We start from the raw sequence: 16,316 nt of genomic DNA, 5'->3' as shown, positions 1-16,316 counted from the left end.
TGTCTTATTTATTAAAATATTGTAATTGAAATGTGCTTTCTAAATAGTTTACTAATGCAGTCTGTGCTTCCAGTTCCGATTGAATTGCTTCTTTTATCAACTGCGTAAATGCAGTATAATCAATTTCGCCTTCTCTATATGCCAGTAATGCACCTGTTTTTTGCTCTTTTGTTAATGGTAAAACTTGGTCTTTGTAAAACTCCCAAGATGTTTTCCATTTCATATAATTTTCTTTAGCCTGAACAAACCTTGATTGTACTTCCTGTTTTTTGAACGCTACATTGGTTTCCGCTATTTCTTTATCAATTCTGGCACTTCTAACTTGTGCTTTGCTAGAACCTGATAAAAACGGAACTGAAATTCCTGCTTGATAGGTGTAAAATCCTGAATTGCCATTTACTTTTTGTAAACCACCTTGAAGATTGAACTTTGGCAAATTATCTGCTTTTGCAGCTTTATATTTAGCTTCCGCTTCATCTACAATGTTCTGCGACATACTGTACAATGGATGACTTTCAATACTGAATGTTTCCATATCACTATCTATCGCTACCTCAAATTCATCTGAAACTGTAAAAATTTCTTCTGATACCAACCACAAATTGAATTGCTGTAAGGCAATAAGATAATTACTATAGGCTTGCGCTTTTTTATTCTGAATTTGAAACGCTTGATTTTTTGCTGCCGAATATTCTAATTTAGAAATAGCTTCGACTTCATAATTTAAAGCTACTGCTTGCTCGAATTTGGAATAAATGGAATCCAATTCCTTATACAAATCATAGTTTTGTTTCATTTGATAGCAATTAGACCAAGCTTTTTTAACTTCCAATTCTAATTCCAACTCGGAAAGTTGAAAGGCTTTTTGTTCCAATTGAATGCGTTGTTCTTGTAGCTTCTTTTTAGAACCAATGCCAAATACATCGATATTTGATTGACCAATACCAATGGTTGTATAGATGCCATTTCCATTATCAATTTCTTCTCCACCTGTAAAAATTTGAGTCGTTCCGAAATCATAGGCAGTCGATTTTAATTGTTCTTGTTTTGTAATTTCCAACTGCTTTTGCTTCAATAATGGATAATTACTTTTTGCGAGTTTAACAGCTTCCTGTAATGAAATTTCGGGAATTGTATCATTCAACTCTTGTGCATTACTTTGTGGTGAAAAGCCAAATAGTAATAATACAACTGCTGTTGCTGTTACTAACTTTTTATTTGGCTTAAACGTAAAAGATTTGTTTTCTACCCAATGATATAAAATTGGTAAAACAAATAAGGTAAGCAAAGTTGAAGTTAATAATCCACCAATAACAACCGTTGCCAATGGACGTTGTACTTCTGCACCAGCTGATGATGAAATAGCCATTGGTAGAAAGCCTAATACATCTGTAAAAGCAGTTAGCATAATAGGTCTGATTCTTCGTTTAGTACCTTCAACTATTCTATCCTTTAGATTGGTTACACCTTCTTCTTTTAATTCGTTGAGTCCGCTTATCATTACCAAACCATTTAAAACTGCAACACCAAACAGCACAATAAAACCAACACCTGCCGAAATACTAAATGGCATATCACGTAACCACAACGCCACAACACCACCAATAGTTGCCATTGGAATAGCTATGTAAATCATTAAGGTCTGTGGTAAAGATTTTAATGCAAAATATATTAGTATAAATATGAGTAACAATGCAATAGGCACAACGGTTTGTAATCGGTTGCTAGCACGTTCTAAATTTTCAAATGCACCACCATAACGAATAAAATAACCTGATGGTAATTCTAATTGTGCATCTAATTTTGATTTAATTTCAGTTACTAACGATTTTACATCACGTCCTCTAACATTAACACCTACATAGGTTCTTCTATTGGTGTTATCTCTACTGATTTGCATTGGTCCTGCTTTATAGCTTACATCTGCAATTTCACGTAAAGGAATTTGAGCACCCGAAGGTAAATTGATATACAGGTTTTGAACATCTGAAATATCCTTACGGTTTTGATCGCTTAATCGTACTACTAAATCGAAGCGTTTTTCACCTTCAAAAATTACACCTGCTGTACCACCTGCAAATGCAGATTGTACGGTTTGATTAAGCGTATTTATTTGAAGACCATATTGCGCCAATTTATTCCTGTTGTAATTGATTGTCATTTGTGGCAAACCTATTGTGGCTTCCGCTTTCATATCACCAATACCTTCAGTACCTGCGATAATTTTAGATATTTCTTCGGCTTTTTGAGATAGAATATCAATGTCTTCACCATAAAGTTTTATAGCAACATCTTCACGAACACCTTCTAATAACTCGTTAAAACGCATTTCAATAGGTTGTGTAAACTCATAATTAACACCAGGAACCATTTCAACTGCTTCTTTCATTGCTTCAATCAATTCATCTTTTGATTCTATAGTAGTCCATTCACTTTTAGGTTTCAGAATTACAAAAACATCGGCAATATCCATAGGCATCGGGTCGGTTGGAATTTCGGCAACACCAATACGACTCACAATTTTATCAACTTCTGGAAATTTTGCTTTTACTATTTGTTCTATTTTGGTAGTAGTTTCAATAGTTTCTGTAAGTGAACTACCTGGTTTTAAAATAGCGTGAAATGCAATATCACCTTCATCGAGTTGCGGAATGAACTCGCCACCCATTCTTGAAAACATAAAAACGGTTATTCCGAACAACACAACTGCAATACCAATTACCCATTTCCCTTTTCGCAAGGCTCTAACCAATAAAAGTTGGTATTTATCTTCAACCCAATGCACAAATCTATCTCCATAAGATTTTTTATCGTTTTTAGGTGCTCTTAATATTAAAGCTGACATCATTGGCACATAGGTTAAACAAAGTACCATTGCACCAATCATAGCAAAAATAAAGGTCAAAGCCATTGGTTTAAACATCTTTCCTTCAATACCTTGTAAGGCTAAAATGGGTAGAAAAACGATAAGGATAATCAACTGACCGAAGAAGGCAGCATTCATCATCTTTTTTGAAGCATTAGAAGCAACTTTATCTCTTTCTTTAGATGTAAGTTGTTTCTTTTTCAAAACTTGTGATGCTATAAGAAAAACAGTGCTTTCAACAATAATTACAGCACCATCTACAATGATTCCGAAATCAATTGCTCCTAAACTCATTAGGTTTACCCAAACATCAAAAACATTCATTAAAATAAAAGCAAATAATAAGGATAATGGAATAGTAGAGGCAACTATTAAACCTCCTCGCCAATTACCTAATAAAAAGACCAACACAAAAATGACGATTAATGCACCTTCAATAAGGTTAGTTGTTACTGTAGAAGTTGTTTCGCCAATTAATTTACTTCGGTCTAATAATGGTTCAATAATTACGCCTTCTGGTAACGACTTTTCAATTTGAGTCATTCGCTCTTTTACATTGGCAATAACATCATTGGAATTAGCTCCTTTTAGCATCATTACCAATCCACCTACAACTTCTCCTTCACCATCTTGGGTTAATGCACCGTAACGAATTGCAGAGCCAAATTGTACCGTAGCAATATCGCCAATAGTGACAGGTATATTATTAATATTCTTGACAGTGATTTTTTTAATGTCCTCTAAACTTCTCACCAAGCCTTCACCACGAATAAAATTGGCTTGATGGTTCTTTTCAATATATGCACCTCCTGTATTTTGATTATTGGCTTCAAGTGCATTAAACACATCTGTAATGGTAAGGCCAATAGCATTTAAATCGTTTGGGTCAACCGCTACTTCGTATTGTTTTATTTTTCCACCAATAGCGTTTACTTCTACCACACCAGGAACCATTGCCATTTGACGCTGTACAATCCAGTCTTGCATTGAGCGTAAATCTGCAATGTTGTATTTGTCTTTAAACTCTGGTGCAACTTTTAGTGTGTATTGGTAAATCTCTCCTAAACCTGTTGAAATAGGACCCATTGTAGGTTCGCCAAATCCAGCAGGTATTTGCTCTTTGACTTTGTTTAGTTTTTCGGCTACTAATTGGCGAGGTAGATATGTTCCCATATCATCATCAAATACAATAGTAACCACAGATAAGCCAAAACGAGAAATTGACCTTATTTCCTGAACATCAGGAAGATTGCTCATTGCCACTTCAATTGGATAAGTAACAATTTGCTCAATATCTTCAGTACCTAAATTGGGGGATTGTGTTATAACCTGTACTTGGTTATTGGTAATATCTGGAACAGCATCTATTGGCACTTTGGTCATACTCCAAATACCTGTTCCGATTATGGTAAGCGTAAGCAAACCAATAATGAATTTGTTATTGATTGAAAAATCAATGATTTTATTAATCATAGAAAATGTATTAATTCAGTTAAACTATTCGATACAATTCTGATATAAGAAAATAGAATTACACAAAATGAAATGAACCCTTTAGGCTCAAAATTGGATATAGCTATCCATTAAAAAACTGAATTATACTTTAGGTGGCTGGAAAAGTGATTCCAAATATCTGGAAGTGAAGTTTACTTTATGTAAATTATATTGTTTTTTCTCTTCAAACTTTAATCGATTGGTTAAAGCCAAATTATTGTTCGCAATAATTAATACCAAAGGGTGACAACATTGATTATGGGAATGGACTGGTGTATTCTCCTTATCTGGGTTATGATGATGCTCTTCATTTTTAGCATCGCTCTCAATGTAATCTTCAACTACATATTCAAAGAAAGAGTCTCCATAAACTTTATGGTCTTGATAATGGGTAATTACATTTGAAATTTCTTTAATTGGACCACAAAAGTCCATATCTATGCTTATCCCTTGAAAAAAGAATAAAATAGACATTGATATGGAAACAAATATTTTCATATAATTTATACAAATATACAAATTATTGAATGCAATGGTGTTGCAAATAAATTGATTGGTAAATTACAAAAACCATAGAGCATCTTTAGCATCGTCTGGAACGCCATTATTAAAACGCGGTGCTATTTGTGCTACCATTTCAGGATATTTAATTGTGATTGGTACATTTTGTTGTCGAAGTGATTTCCAATACAATCTGCTAAACTGATATACTTGTGTTAATAGTTCTAACACTACGTCTGCATCTTCAAAAGCATCTTCATATGGACTGCTTACCTTAATTTTTATTGGAAACGGATAACCATCTGTATCTGCATATCTCTGTGAATTAGGGTAACGCGCATTATTAAACAGTAGGAATTGATTTTCGCTAATACGTATGTATGTGCCACTTACAGGCATTAACTTTTTGTTCCAATTAAGGTCGTAAGCAATAATATCTTCTGCTTCTGTTTTATTGATATTTAGAATGTAAAGCGGAATTTTTAACCCTAATGTATGCATCCCTCTAATAATTGGTTTTAGTTCCTCGTAACTCATTTCCTTATAGAAGTGAATGACTACTTTATCTGCTTCTGCAACCGATGTAAAATCTCTAATGGCTTTACATATACTTCCTGCCAATAGGTCTGTTTCGCTTTGGTCAAAATATTCGAACTTTCTAAATAAGCCATTGTTTTGAAAACTAAAGGCACTTGCTATATACCGCCTGTTTTCGCCTTGATTGGTAAATGCACCAACACCAATTACTAATTCTTTTTTATCGGTTACTGCAAGTTTCCAAGGTGCACCACCTAATTTAGCGTGAATAGCCAATGCCATATTTTGTAATGAAAATTGGAAGTTGTATTGATTCTCGATATTGACCACCATTTTTTCATAATCTACCACTTGTGTAACAATGCCTTCATTTAAAAACAGTTCTTTGATTTGAATATAGATTTCGCGGTCTTCGGGATTTTGTGTGAACTTATCGAAAGGACTTAAATAAAAAGCTGCGTAAAGCACATTATCGTGGTCGAAGGTTAAACTCTCTAACTTTTCAACTATTTCTGGTATTGGGTCGTTTTCGTTGGTAAATTCAATGAAGTGTTCTTTGGATGATGATGCTTTAATGTTCACATAGGCTTCTAATCCTTTATAATAATTCTTTTCTGTATTTACACCTTCCTTTAAATTTTGATAGAAAGACAATACCGAATCTTTATGAGAAGTATGGCAAATGAAAAATATCTTGATATTTTGATTGTTTGGACGTCTGTAAGGGTTTAGGATATTCATTGCCTTTTTAGGCACTAAATGGGTTTTCTTGTTACCGTATTGGTCTTTACCAAATTCCAATAAACCTACTTGTGGGTCGATATGGTTGATACGATTGAGTGGCACATCTATAAACGTATCAGTTTTAAATGGAAATATGACTTTAAAATCTTCTTTAAACAGATAGTTGGTTGCAAAATTATTAATAAGTGCTACGTACTTTTGATATTTATTAATTGGTCTTATAGGTTCCTCAATAGGTATATCTAATGCTCGTGCTAATGACAAATTAAAAATTGGGTATGCTTGGTCAAACTGAATAGCATTGTAAAATTCTTGTTTTTCCTCTGTATCGAGGTCCATTTGGTAATTGAACGTTTTTTGACCATATACACAACGTTTTATTAACTCTGAATCCTCTATATCCTTAACCGATGTTGTAAGGACTTTTGAAGTACCATCGTATGATACAATTAACTCTGGTAAGTCTGTGAGTTTTGCAAACTGTATCTTAAATGAAAATTTATAGTAGAGGTTATAGTCTGCTGTATTCCCTTTTTTTGAAGGCATCCACACTTGTACATCACCAACGAAGTTTTTTACTACTATATAGTCTTTCGATTTAAAATAGCTTCTTAATTTATGTTTAAGGAATTGCTTATAAATTCTTAATTCTCTACCATCTACTAAATTTAGCTTAATGCTTGGTGCATCTGGTATTTCTGTTGTAAATGTTGTAAATATTTGGTCTTTGTTAGATAAGTCTGCATCTGGAAACACCTCTTTTATCTGCCTTGAAAATTTAGATTTATGGATAGGATGACTACCTTCAATATCCTCTAAAGTTAAATAAATAGTAGGCGCACTATTAGGCCATTTAAAGTTTAGTATGTTGGTTTTGAGGTGTTCTTGCATAAATGAAATTATATTGTAATTTTACATAGAAGGTTGAACTTTATTATTGTTATCAACTAATAAATCTTTGTTTAGTAGTCTATTTACAGACTGCATATCTTGGTATGTAGATTTAGCACGCTCTATTATTTTTTCAATAATTTTATCAGAAACTTCCATTTGTTTCACCAAGCCTAAACCAACCAAATAATCTAATAAAAAGGATATATACAATAGTTCAAACTGTGAAAAAATATTGTTTTTTGTTTTAGTGCGATGTATTAAATAATCTCGATGACGAACAATCTTTGATACATATGTTTTAATATCATCTTCTGGAATATTAGTTATATCGACTAATAATTGCTTTTGTTCTAATAAATCTTTGGCAAAAGATGAGTTCTTAATCTTATTACCAAATTTCAAACTATAAGCTTCGAAAGCTGTATAGGAATTTGTAAATCGCCTACTATGGCTCGTTTTAACCGAGAGTAAATTTTCGATAATAATATCAGCACAATAACCTATGCCTTCATTGTTATACCAATGCTTAATTATATTGGACAAATCATCTTTAATAGTATCATAGTCAAGCGCTATAAAACCAGATATGTTTTCTTTGTTGAAATCATCCTTGTAATATAACGAAGCCCAATTACCACAGCTTAAACATTTAAAATTAAAAGCTTTAAATTGTACAGACTTACCGTATAAAAAATGAAATAATTTTTGAAATGAATTATATAAATCTATACTCTCAAGAATACTCAATTTTTTTTCTGATTTAAAATCGACATATCCAACATTGTCCATTCTAAAAAAGTTGTGGTTAGAAGTATATGATGTTGATTTTGTGATTTTAATAGATAAGTCTTCAGTAATATTCGTATTGTGGACTACGTCATCCTCTTTTTCAAGTTTGTCTTCTAAAGAATTATACCAATGCATTTTTCTAACCCAACTCACTATTGCTAAATTGTCAATTTGAAATTCATTAATTTTCAAACCTATAGGTTCAATTAAATGATATGCACAAGCAAACGTATATTTAGGCTTATAAGTTTTAGTCTCTACTATTCCATTGCTACTGTTTTTAATCTTGCAGTTTACAAAAGTTAAATAGCCTAAACCTGTAAAAACCCCATAAATTAACTCTATTTGATAGGCAGGTAATCTTTCTGACAAATTGGTCGTTATGTGTACTTCATCATTAATTAACTCTAATACACAAAAGCACTTATTATCCTCTGCAGATTTAAACCATACCTCGCCATAATATTTATTCTCTTTAAACATAAATTACTTTAAATCCTAACCCTTTTTTACAATCTTACTAATTTTTTCTTCAGCTATTTTGAGGATTTCCGTACGCTCCTTTTCATTTTTGAGCATTAGTACAATTTGTTCGGACATCCATAGCTTAATTAATTCGTTTTCGTCTTCTTTTAATGTTTTGGCAAAAGCAACTACTTGTTCGCGTCTTGCCATCCGATTTCCTCGTTCTATTTTACTTAAATAGGCAACATCCATATTTAGGTTTGCAGCCATTTCCCTTAATAGCAAATTGCGTTTTTCACGCAATGAACGTATGTACTCTCCAAACTCCATAATAGAATTATTTAGACTTGTCAAATTTTGTCTAATTTAACAAAAGGAAACCAAAGGAAAGTAAAAAGATATAAACAGTTATTAACAGGTAATGAGGATATTAAGGATTTGAGGAAGTCAATTTAATCATATCCTTAAATCCTTAAAATCCTTAACTATGTCTTTGCAGGATTTGAATAGTTGTTGTGTGCTTCTCTGTATATTAAACCTGCATCAACAAATTTGGTAATATAGCCTTCTGCGGTTTTGTGTGGGATGCTTTGTTTTGTGGCTAAATCTAAATACTCTTGTCTGCTAAATTGCTTTGGCAAACTTTCTAAAAAGCGTTCTTTTCTATTTAAGCGTTTTGTTGCTTTTTGCTCTATTGGTAAATCATTAAATACTTTACTACTGTGTTTTACTAAAATTGAAATTATGGTTAGTGCATTTTCAAAATCTATATCCTCACATTCTTTAGTTGCGTTTACATCACCATCCTCCATAATTCGGAATGCTGTGAATAGCATCATTATCCTAAACGCAATTAAGCCTAATCGCCTTATTGTTGCGATGTACTCTTCGGGTTGTAGGTTGATGTATTTGGTCTGTAAGGATTCAAAGAACGTATTGAATTGCTGTTGTTGGGTTGTGGTTAATCGTATTTCAATCTCTGGGTTGTTTTTTAGCGTTTTGTACAATTCTAAAAACTCACTACCTAATTGGTTATAGTAATCATCTAAACCTAACTTATTACTATTTTGAAATACATTTTTCCAAGTTGGTTTTATATTCATATAGTAAAACATAAAGCGACTAAATAGCCCATTTTCTGCATTGGGTATTAAGGTTGCCACTTGTTTAGGTGTGCCTGATAATACTGTTGACAAGCACGGTTTCTCAATATCTACATATTCTCTATCTGTTCTACGATAATAGCTTATGGTTTCGTGATGAAATGCTTTACGAAATCCATCGGAATAATTGCCATAATCACTTTTAAAGGCTTGTGCTAATGTATCGCCTTCGGTTTCAAAAATTAAACCTCTGCCTTTATTATCAGAAATTAATTGATATACGCCTGTTACACTATTGTTAGCAGGAATGAACAGCATTCGCTCTGGCGGTTTACTCGGTTTTTCCAAGTTTTCATCTTTGCCTTTATTCATATTATAAGTAGCAGTTTCTGCTTGAAATTGCTGCTTTAATACTTTGGCTTGTTCTCGTTTTAATTTATGAACAGGCTCTACCAAATTTTTAATTTGGTTAAGTCTTCCTTTACCTGCAGATGCAGGTGCGGTTACAAATAAATATAAGTTGCTGAATACTCTACGTTGGTCATAGATACCAAAGAGTTTAGGAAAACACGCACTAAATGCTGTTAATGCACCTAACAATAAAATGTCCTTTTCTTCTTGTCCATTAGCAGGATTTACAACTTGTTGTAAAAACTGTGGCAAATTCTCATATACCGTTTCTGGTATTGTAGGCATTGATTGGTTGGCTGTATCGACAACAGTTGCAACGTTTGTTGCAACTTCGTTGTTATACTGTTGTTTAGTCGGTTTGATACCTGACTGATGTGCATAGTGATAAAAGGTAGCAATTGTAATTCCGTGTCCTTTTGCGTTTGAGCATTTATCGAATTGTGCATCACACTCTTTAGCATCGTAACCTGGATAATTTTTACTTATTCGGTGGAAATAATCTCTACCTATTTCTCCATATTCTTCGGCTAAAGCAAAGCCTAAATCTCGCCAAGTGGCATAACTTCCTGTTATGTCTGTACCTGATTGCTCGATTGCTGAAATGTAGGATTCAATGTCGTTATCAGCAACTGCAACAACATTAGTTGTTGCGGTGTTGCTTTTTGGTTTTGTTGGCTCTTTAGGAACTTCTAACCAATCTTTTGGGTTAAATATTTTAGTCATAATGCTTGATGTCTTTTATGTAGAAAGACTGTTGGGTCGTATGGTAAAAAACACGCTCTGGAAACGTCTTTACCTGACTGGTCAACCTCAATGTTATAATTGTGTTTAATATAATTTGCAACTGCTGTGAAATATTCTGAATGTGTTACTTCTGAAACATCTATTCTAATAATCCATTTTAAACCATCGCCAGATGGTGATATGAATAGCATTTCGGTTTCAAAATATTCATCATTTAAGAGTTGCGTTCTTAACTCTTGTAGATTCTCTAAATGGTCAAAATCAATGGTTAATAAATTAGAATGCTTTAGCAAATTATTATCGCTTCGTTTTTCAAATGTTCCTGAAAGTGTTACGTAATCAAATCGATTCGCTTTAAATTTACGTGCTTCTTTTACATTGGTAATTGCTCTTAATTCTTCAGTAATTTTTTTGTATTTATTACTTGTGATTAATGCAAATACTTGATGCAATCGCAAGGTTTCCGAAGGAAACACATTGCGAACAGGTGCTTTAAAAAAGCTACAGTTGGCATACCAGGTGTCGTCTGGTTCATTCAACCATTCCAATTTGTCTTTTTCCTTGACATCTAAATTAAGATGTAACTCTTGATTTATCTTCTGGTACAAATCTTCTTCATCGGTTATTCTAAAATGATATTGTGCAAAATCGAATACATCACCTTTAAAGGCTTCTAATTCTGTATCTCGATGTGTTGCTATAATACCATCAATATGAATCCGTAAGGTTTCTTTACCACCATTAAAAGGGTTTCGAGTTATCCCACAGTCCCTTCCTTTTACAGAAAGGACTGTTTGATTAGGATAATACTGTCTCAACACATAGGCATAGATTTTTAAACCATAATGTGTTTTGTCTAAAATTGCTTCTCTACTTATTTCCATCTTGCTTGAAATTATGGTTGTAGTAGTTGTCTTGAAGCAATTGCTCTATGTCAGCAACTTTATAGTAAAATTTACCTTTTACTTTGCTGTAAGGCAAAGTGCCATTGGTTCTTAAAGTTTGTAGCGTTCGCTTACTTATATGTAAGGTCTGCAATACATCTTGATTGTCTATCCACGTATCTTTTAATACTTCTGCTCTCGATTGTCGTAACAATTCGATACGTGCTTTAATGTCCTTTATTTCTTGAGAGAGCGTTAAGAGTAAATCGATTATTTCAGTCATAACTTCACCGCTCCTTTCTTAATAAGGTAATCGGCAGCTTGCTGTTCGATTTCGTCTCTTGAGTTCATACGGTTACGCAGTAACCAATGGTCTAACTCTTCTCTTTGGAAATAAATCTTTTTACCATTCGGTTTATAATGTGGAATGGTTCCCGTACTTGTGAGTTTATACAAGTGCGATTGGGATAATTCTAAATACTTGCAAGTTTCATTAAAGTTTAATACTTGCTTTTGCATTGTTTGTTGCTCTAATAAGAGTTTTTCAATGCGGTCTAACTTTTCGATGATATTTGTGTCCATCGTTTATTTTGTTTTAAATAAATGAGGACATCTGGCCAAATGTCATTCTTGGTTTTCAAGAACAGGACAAAGGTTGAAAATTGGCTTCCCGATTTTAGTAAGAGTGTAAAACAAGGGTAAGACAACAGTAAGGTTTCTTACTATTCTTACTGTTTTTTATTGCAGTTGTTGGATGATTTTATCTATTTCTTCCTTTTCTTTTGGGTTGTGAATTTTGTTTTTGTGAAGATTATTCGCCTTTAATAGCGTACCTGTTTTAGTAATAAATTTTCCAGAACGTTCTATTGAGGTAGGATTGAAACCATTAAAAAATGGTTTAAGTTTTGTTACAAGGTAACTAAACTGTGTAGTTTCGCATTGAAGATAAATTTGCGATTCTGTATTTGCAAAATCTTTTGCTAATAACAATTGGTGCAAATGTTCAACAGTTGTGCGGTTATCTAACAAATCGATTTTTAGATTTACTTGTTTAAGTACAGTTAGCAAAGTTGAAGTGTCATTACTTTTATATCCAAAAGAAGTCTTGGGTGTTGCTTTCGTTTTTGATGTTTTTTTGGTAGCAACTTTTTTAGTGGTGTTCTTTTCTATTAAGCTAACATCAAAAGTTTCATCATTAAAGTATTTTTCTGCAATTTCAGAAATTGAGAATTTTGTATTTTCCGAAAATTGTCCGTATTGCTCTTGTAGTTCAGCATACAACCTTATTACAGATACTTTTAAGTAGTTTATGATATAATTGTCATCATTATTTAAATCTGTTGTTATACCTCTTTTATTGATATAAGTTGCAATGTCATTTAAGTACTTATCAAATTTATTAAGTAGAATGGTATAGCTGTATTTATTTTCTGGTGTAGTTGCATTTTTCGGAAATTCCTTTACAAATGATGCTACTGTATTTTCTGTTTCATTAATTATTAGCTTTTGATAGCATTCTTTTTTCGCATTTAAAGGCTTTTTAAAGTTTACTTTAAAAACTGCGTTATTAGCTTTTTGGTTCAATTTAAAATCAGACAATAAGTATTTAAAATCCTTTTCCTGTCTATTATCTCTATGTAAGCCATTGGTTATAGAAACCAAACTTGAAAATATACTTCCTTTCATTATAAATCCAGTTGAATACGGTTAGCAGCTTCTTTCTTTTTATCGTCAATTACTTTGGCATATATCTGTGTAGTTCGTAACTCTTTATGACCTAATAATTTTGATACAGTATATATGTCTGTACCCAAAGTTAATTGTAAGGTAGCGTAGGTATGACGCGCACAATGAAACGTAATAGTTTTAGTAATACCTGCCTTCATCATCCATTGTTGTAATTTTAAATTAGACCAGGCACTATAATGTAAGCCATCAAATACTTTATCGTCTGGATTACCTTTTTCTCCTAATAGATTTCTTGCTTGGTCTGATATTGGTAAGGTTTCGACACCTTTAGTTTTCTTTTGTCTAAATCGGATATAATATCCCATTTCTTTTGAGTGCTGGATTTCTGACCATATCAGTTTTTCAATATCTGACCAACGTAATCCGGTTAAAGCTGAAAAAATAAAAGCATTCTTTAAGATAGGCAGTTCACATTCTGTATTAACTGCTTTTTGTAATTCATCAAGCGTTAAAAATTCTCGTTGAGGTTCTCCTTGTTTAAAATACTCTACACCATTTGCAGGATTTACTTTTAAAATTCCATCCTTGACAGCCTGTTTTAATGCCGCTGAAAATTTACCATAATACGAATATTTTGAATTTTGAGACAATTGCTTACCTGCTCTACCTATTGCTTCTTTATCTAAATACTCTTTGAAACGCTCAACAAACGATTTGTCTATATCTTGAAAACTAACATCTGTTGGACAAAACTTTTTTAAATGTTTTAGCATACTATTCCAATTACCATAATTGCCAGAGCTTGTATTTTTCTTTTCTGCTAAAGCTGTGATATAAGTAATAAAACTACCTTTTAGCTTTTCAATATCTTGAAAGCCATAAATACCATTTTGAATTTCTATTTGTCGCTGTGCACATATAGTTTCAGCCAATTGTTTGGTTTTCTTATTAACCTCTCTTTCAGTTTTGGTTTTAGGATTAGGTGTAAGGTATAAGCGTAAGTATTCTGTTTTACGTTTGCCTTTATGATAGTAATCTAAATACAGACTTATTTTGTCGTTCTTCTTGCGTTGTCTTAATGTTACTTTCATAATGGAATTAATTAAAAAGGTTTTCTATTTGCCATCTGGCCACAATACGCTTTCTACCAAAAGGAACTGCTTTTAAACGTCCTTGTTGAATCATTCTTTGAATGGTCCATCTACTCACGCCAATCAGTTGTGAGGCTTCTGTTACGCTTAAAAAATCTTTGTTATTTACAGCATTAGGATTGCGAACTTCAACAACTTGTTTTTGCTGTTGCATATCTTCAGTAAGAGTAGCTTGAATTTTTTCTTGACGTTTGCGTGCCTTATAAGCTCTTTTTGCACAAGTATCGCCACAGTATTTAGTAACTGTTGTACGTGCTGTAAATGCATTACCGCAATGCTTACAAGTTTTAGGAATGAATAAATTACTGCTCATAAATGGTGCTTTATGTAGCGTAATGGTGCAACGTGGTGCGTTATGGTGCATCATTTCGCCAATATCTTCGCCAACAGAAATGGGCAACAATTCTATATTTCAGGCAACAGATATACAACAAATTTAATCAAAAAAGAGCAAATAAACAACAAATAAAAGAAGATAAAACACTATAAAGTCAACAATAATAAAGGATTAACAAATAAAAGAAAGTAAGTTACTTCCCAATACAAAAATTAGCAAAAATATTACCAAGTAAATCATCACTAGTTATCTCTCCAGTAATTTCACCAAAGTGATATAATGCCTGACGAATATCAATAGCCATTAAATCGCCCGACAACCCTGTTTCTAAACCATATTTTACTTTTTGAATTTCTTCAAAAGCCTTTAAAAGCGAATCGTAATGCCTAGTGTTGGTAACAATAGTTTCGTTGTTTTTTAATGCTCCCGTATTAACAAAATTTAATAGTTGGGTTTTTAAATTTTCTACACCTTCGCCACTTTTTGCAGATATCGATAAATATTGCGAACCTTCAACTTTGCTCAAAATACTATTTAAACTTTGTTTTTTATCTTCAGTTAATTTATCAATTTTGTTGGCGATAATTAGTAGTGGTTTTAACGGATATTTATTTTTGATTTTTTCAATTTCAACTACAATGTTTTCAGATTTCTTATCATCGCTTGAAATAACATCAGCATCGAATAAATAAACAACAACTTGTGCCTGTTCTATCTTCTCGAAGGTTTTTTTAATTCCAATACTTTCCACCACATCTTTGGTATCGCGAATACCTGCCGTATCTATAAATCGAAAACCAATGCCGTTTATCACCAATTCATCCTCAATCGTGTCACGTGTGGTTCCAGCAATATCGCTAACTATGGCGCGTTCTTCGTTTAAAAGTGCGTTTAACAGTGTTGATTTACCAACGTTTGGCTCGCCTACAATGGCTACCGGTATTCCGTTTTTAATCACGTTTCCTACTGCAAAACTGTCTATTAATCGTTTTAAAACAAACGAAATTCGCTCTACTAAATCTTTAAATTGGGTTCTATCGGCAAATTCTACATCTTCTTCTGCAAAATCGAGTTCGAGTTCTATTAACGAAGCAAAATTGAGTAATTCTTCGCGTAGTTTTGCTATTTCGCTAGAAAATCCACCGCGCATTTGTTGCATGGCAATTTGGTGCGATGCTTCGTTATCACTGGCTATTAAATCGGCAACTGCTTCAGCTTGACTTAAATCTAATTTACCATTTAAAAAAGCGCGCAGCGTAAATTCTCCCGGGTTTGCCATACGGCAACCTTTGCGTAAAAATAATTGAATAATTTCCTGCTGAATGTACACCGAACCATGACAAGACACCTCAACCACATCTTCACCCGTATAAGAATTCGGATTTTTAAAAATGGACACTAAAACTTGGTCGATAACTCGAGTTCCTTCTACAATATGCCCTAAGTGAATTGTATGCGTTTTTTGATTAACTAATTTTTTATTATTAGTAACCGACTTAAAATTGGCCGATGCTAAAGCGATAGCATCCTTTCCAGACAAACGTATTATGGCCACTGCACCAGCACCTGAAGCCGTTGCTAATGCTACTATGGTATCATTATAAATCATTTGGCAAAAATAGAAAAAATAAGCCTTTCAAAATTTCAATTGAAAAAAAATTAAAATCACTAACAAACTCATTGTGACCTATTTAAAAATAATGTGTC

Annotated in this window: 13 protein-coding genes; all 13 read right to left on the bottom strand. The window is 32.9% G+C overall.

Features of this window, described 5'->3' with window-relative positions:
- Positions 1–4: 4 nt before the first annotated feature.
- Positions 5–4,339, bottom strand: a complete 4,335-nt coding sequence (locus LG651_RS12255) for a CusA/CzcA family heavy metal efflux RND transporter (RefSeq protein WP_226696411.1) — start codon at positions 4,337–4,339, stop codon at positions 5–7.
- Between the two features lie 123 nt (positions 4,340–4,462).
- A complete protein-coding gene (locus LG651_RS12250) occupies positions 4,463–4,795 on the bottom strand; it encodes a hypothetical protein (RefSeq protein WP_226696410.1) in 333 nt (110 codons plus the stop codon).
- A gap of 126 nt (positions 4,796–4,921) precedes the next feature.
- Entirely contained in the window at positions 4,922–7,033 is a 2,112-nt protein-coding gene (locus tag LG651_RS12245; RefSeq protein ID WP_226696409.1) for a Piwi domain-containing protein, read from the bottom strand.
- Between the two features lie 21 nt (positions 7,034–7,054).
- Complete coding sequence (locus LG651_RS12240) at positions 7,055–8,308, bottom strand: ApeA N-terminal domain 1-containing protein (RefSeq protein WP_013622775.1); 1,254 nt, start codon at positions 8,306–8,308, stop codon at positions 7,055–7,057.
- A gap of 15 nt (positions 8,309–8,323) precedes the next feature.
- Positions 8,324–8,620, bottom strand: a complete 297-nt coding sequence (locus tag LG651_RS12235; protein WP_038507003.1) for a helix-turn-helix domain-containing protein — start codon at positions 8,618–8,620, stop codon at positions 8,324–8,326.
- Positions 8,621–8,775: 155 nt separating this feature from the next.
- Complete coding sequence (locus LG651_RS12230) at positions 8,776–10,527, bottom strand: DUF3987 domain-containing protein (protein ID WP_226696408.1); 1,752 nt, start codon at positions 10,525–10,527, stop codon at positions 8,776–8,778.
- Complete coding sequence (locus LG651_RS12225; RefSeq protein ID WP_226696407.1) at positions 10,524–11,432, bottom strand: BT4734/BF3469 family protein; 909 nt, start codon at positions 11,430–11,432, stop codon at positions 10,524–10,526. The genes LG651_RS12230 and LG651_RS12225 overlap by 4 nt, the downstream gene beginning before the upstream one ends.
- The gene (locus LG651_RS12220) at positions 11,419–11,715 is read right to left on the bottom strand and encodes a helix-turn-helix domain-containing protein (RefSeq protein WP_013622771.1); all 297 of its coding nucleotides are present in this window, start codon (positions 11,713–11,715) and stop codon (positions 11,419–11,421) included. Before LG651_RS12220 ends, LG651_RS12225 begins: the two co-directional genes overlap by 14 nt.
- Positions 11,712–12,014 carry a helix-turn-helix domain-containing protein gene (locus LG651_RS12215; RefSeq protein ID WP_013622770.1) on the bottom strand — a complete coding sequence of 101 codons (303 nt, stop codon included), beginning with the start codon at positions 12,012–12,014 and terminating at the stop codon, positions 11,712–11,714. Before LG651_RS12215 ends, LG651_RS12220 begins: the two co-directional genes overlap by 4 nt.
- A 156-nt stretch (positions 12,015–12,170) precedes the next feature.
- A complete protein-coding gene (locus LG651_RS12210) occupies positions 12,171–13,118 on the bottom strand; it encodes a DUF6617 family protein (protein ID WP_226696406.1) in 948 nt (315 codons plus the stop codon).
- On the bottom strand, positions 13,118–14,212 hold the full coding sequence (locus tag LG651_RS12205; RefSeq protein WP_013622768.1) for a site-specific integrase: 1,095 nt from the start codon (positions 14,210–14,212) through the stop codon (positions 13,118–13,120). The genes LG651_RS12210 and LG651_RS12205 overlap by 1 nt, the downstream gene beginning before the upstream one ends.
- Before the next feature lie 7 nt (positions 14,213–14,219).
- Positions 14,220–14,672 carry a helix-turn-helix domain-containing protein gene (locus LG651_RS12200; protein WP_226696405.1) on the bottom strand — a complete coding sequence of 151 codons (453 nt, stop codon included), beginning with the start codon at positions 14,670–14,672 and terminating at the stop codon, positions 14,220–14,222.
- A 130-nt stretch (positions 14,673–14,802) separates the two neighbouring features.
- Positions 14,803–16,218 carry a tRNA uridine-5-carboxymethylaminomethyl(34) synthesis GTPase MnmE gene (mnmE, locus tag LG651_RS12195; protein WP_226696404.1) on the bottom strand — a complete coding sequence of 472 codons (1,416 nt, stop codon included), beginning with the start codon at positions 16,216–16,218 and terminating at the stop codon, positions 14,803–14,805.
- Positions 16,219–16,316 lie beyond the last annotated feature (98 nt).

Source organism: Neotamlana sargassicola (genome assembly GCF_020523965.1).
GTDB classification, from domain to species: Bacteria; Bacteroidota; Bacteroidia; order Flavobacteriales; family Flavobacteriaceae; genus Neotamlana; species Neotamlana sargassicola.
Note: the sequence above shows the minus strand (reverse complement) of the source record. Positions and strands in the feature narration are given on the sequence as shown.

Excerpts from the sequence above, each read along its gene's own strand:
- LG651_RS12245 (WP_226696409.1), bottom strand. The coding sequence starts at position 7,033 with ATGCAAGAACACCTCAAAACCAACATACTAAACTTTAAATGGCCTAAT.
- LG651_RS12235 (WP_038507003.1), bottom strand. The coding sequence starts at position 8,620 with ATGGAGTTTGGAGAGTACATACGTTCATTGCGTGAAAAACGCAATTTG.
- LG651_RS12225 (WP_226696407.1), bottom strand. The coding sequence starts at position 11,432 with ATGGAAATAAGTAGAGAAGCAATTTTAGACAAAACACATTATGGTTTA.
- LG651_RS12215 (WP_013622770.1), bottom strand. The coding sequence starts at position 12,014 with ATGGACACAAATATCATCGAAAAGTTAGACCGCATTGAAAAACTCTTA.
- LG651_RS12210 (WP_226696406.1), bottom strand. The coding sequence starts at position 13,118 with ATGAAAGGAAGTATATTTTCAAGTTTGGTTTCTATAACCAATGGCTTA.
- LG651_RS12255 (WP_226696411.1), bottom strand. The coding sequence starts at position 4,339 with ATGATTAATAAAATCATTGATTTTTCAATCAATAACAAATTCATTATT.
- LG651_RS12205 (WP_013622768.1), bottom strand. The coding sequence starts at position 14,212 with ATGAAAGTAACATTAAGACAACGCAAGAAGAACGACAAAATAAGTCTG.
- LG651_RS12230 (WP_226696408.1), bottom strand. The coding sequence starts at position 10,527 with ATGACTAAAATATTTAACCCAAAAGATTGGTTAGAAGTTCCTAAAGAG.
- LG651_RS12250 (WP_226696410.1), bottom strand. The coding sequence starts at position 4,795 with ATGGACTTTTGTGGTCCAATTAAAGAAATTTCAAATGTAATTACCCAT.
- mnmE (WP_226696404.1), bottom strand. The coding sequence starts at position 16,218 with ATGATTTATAATGATACCATAGTAGCATTAGCAACGGCTTCAGGTGCT.
- LG651_RS12240 (WP_013622775.1), bottom strand. The coding sequence starts at position 8,308 with ATGTTTAAAGAGAATAAATATTATGGCGAGGTATGGTTTAAATCTGCA.
- LG651_RS12220 (WP_013622771.1), bottom strand. The coding sequence starts at position 11,715 with ATGACTGAAATAATCGATTTACTCTTAACGCTCTCTCAAGAAATAAAG.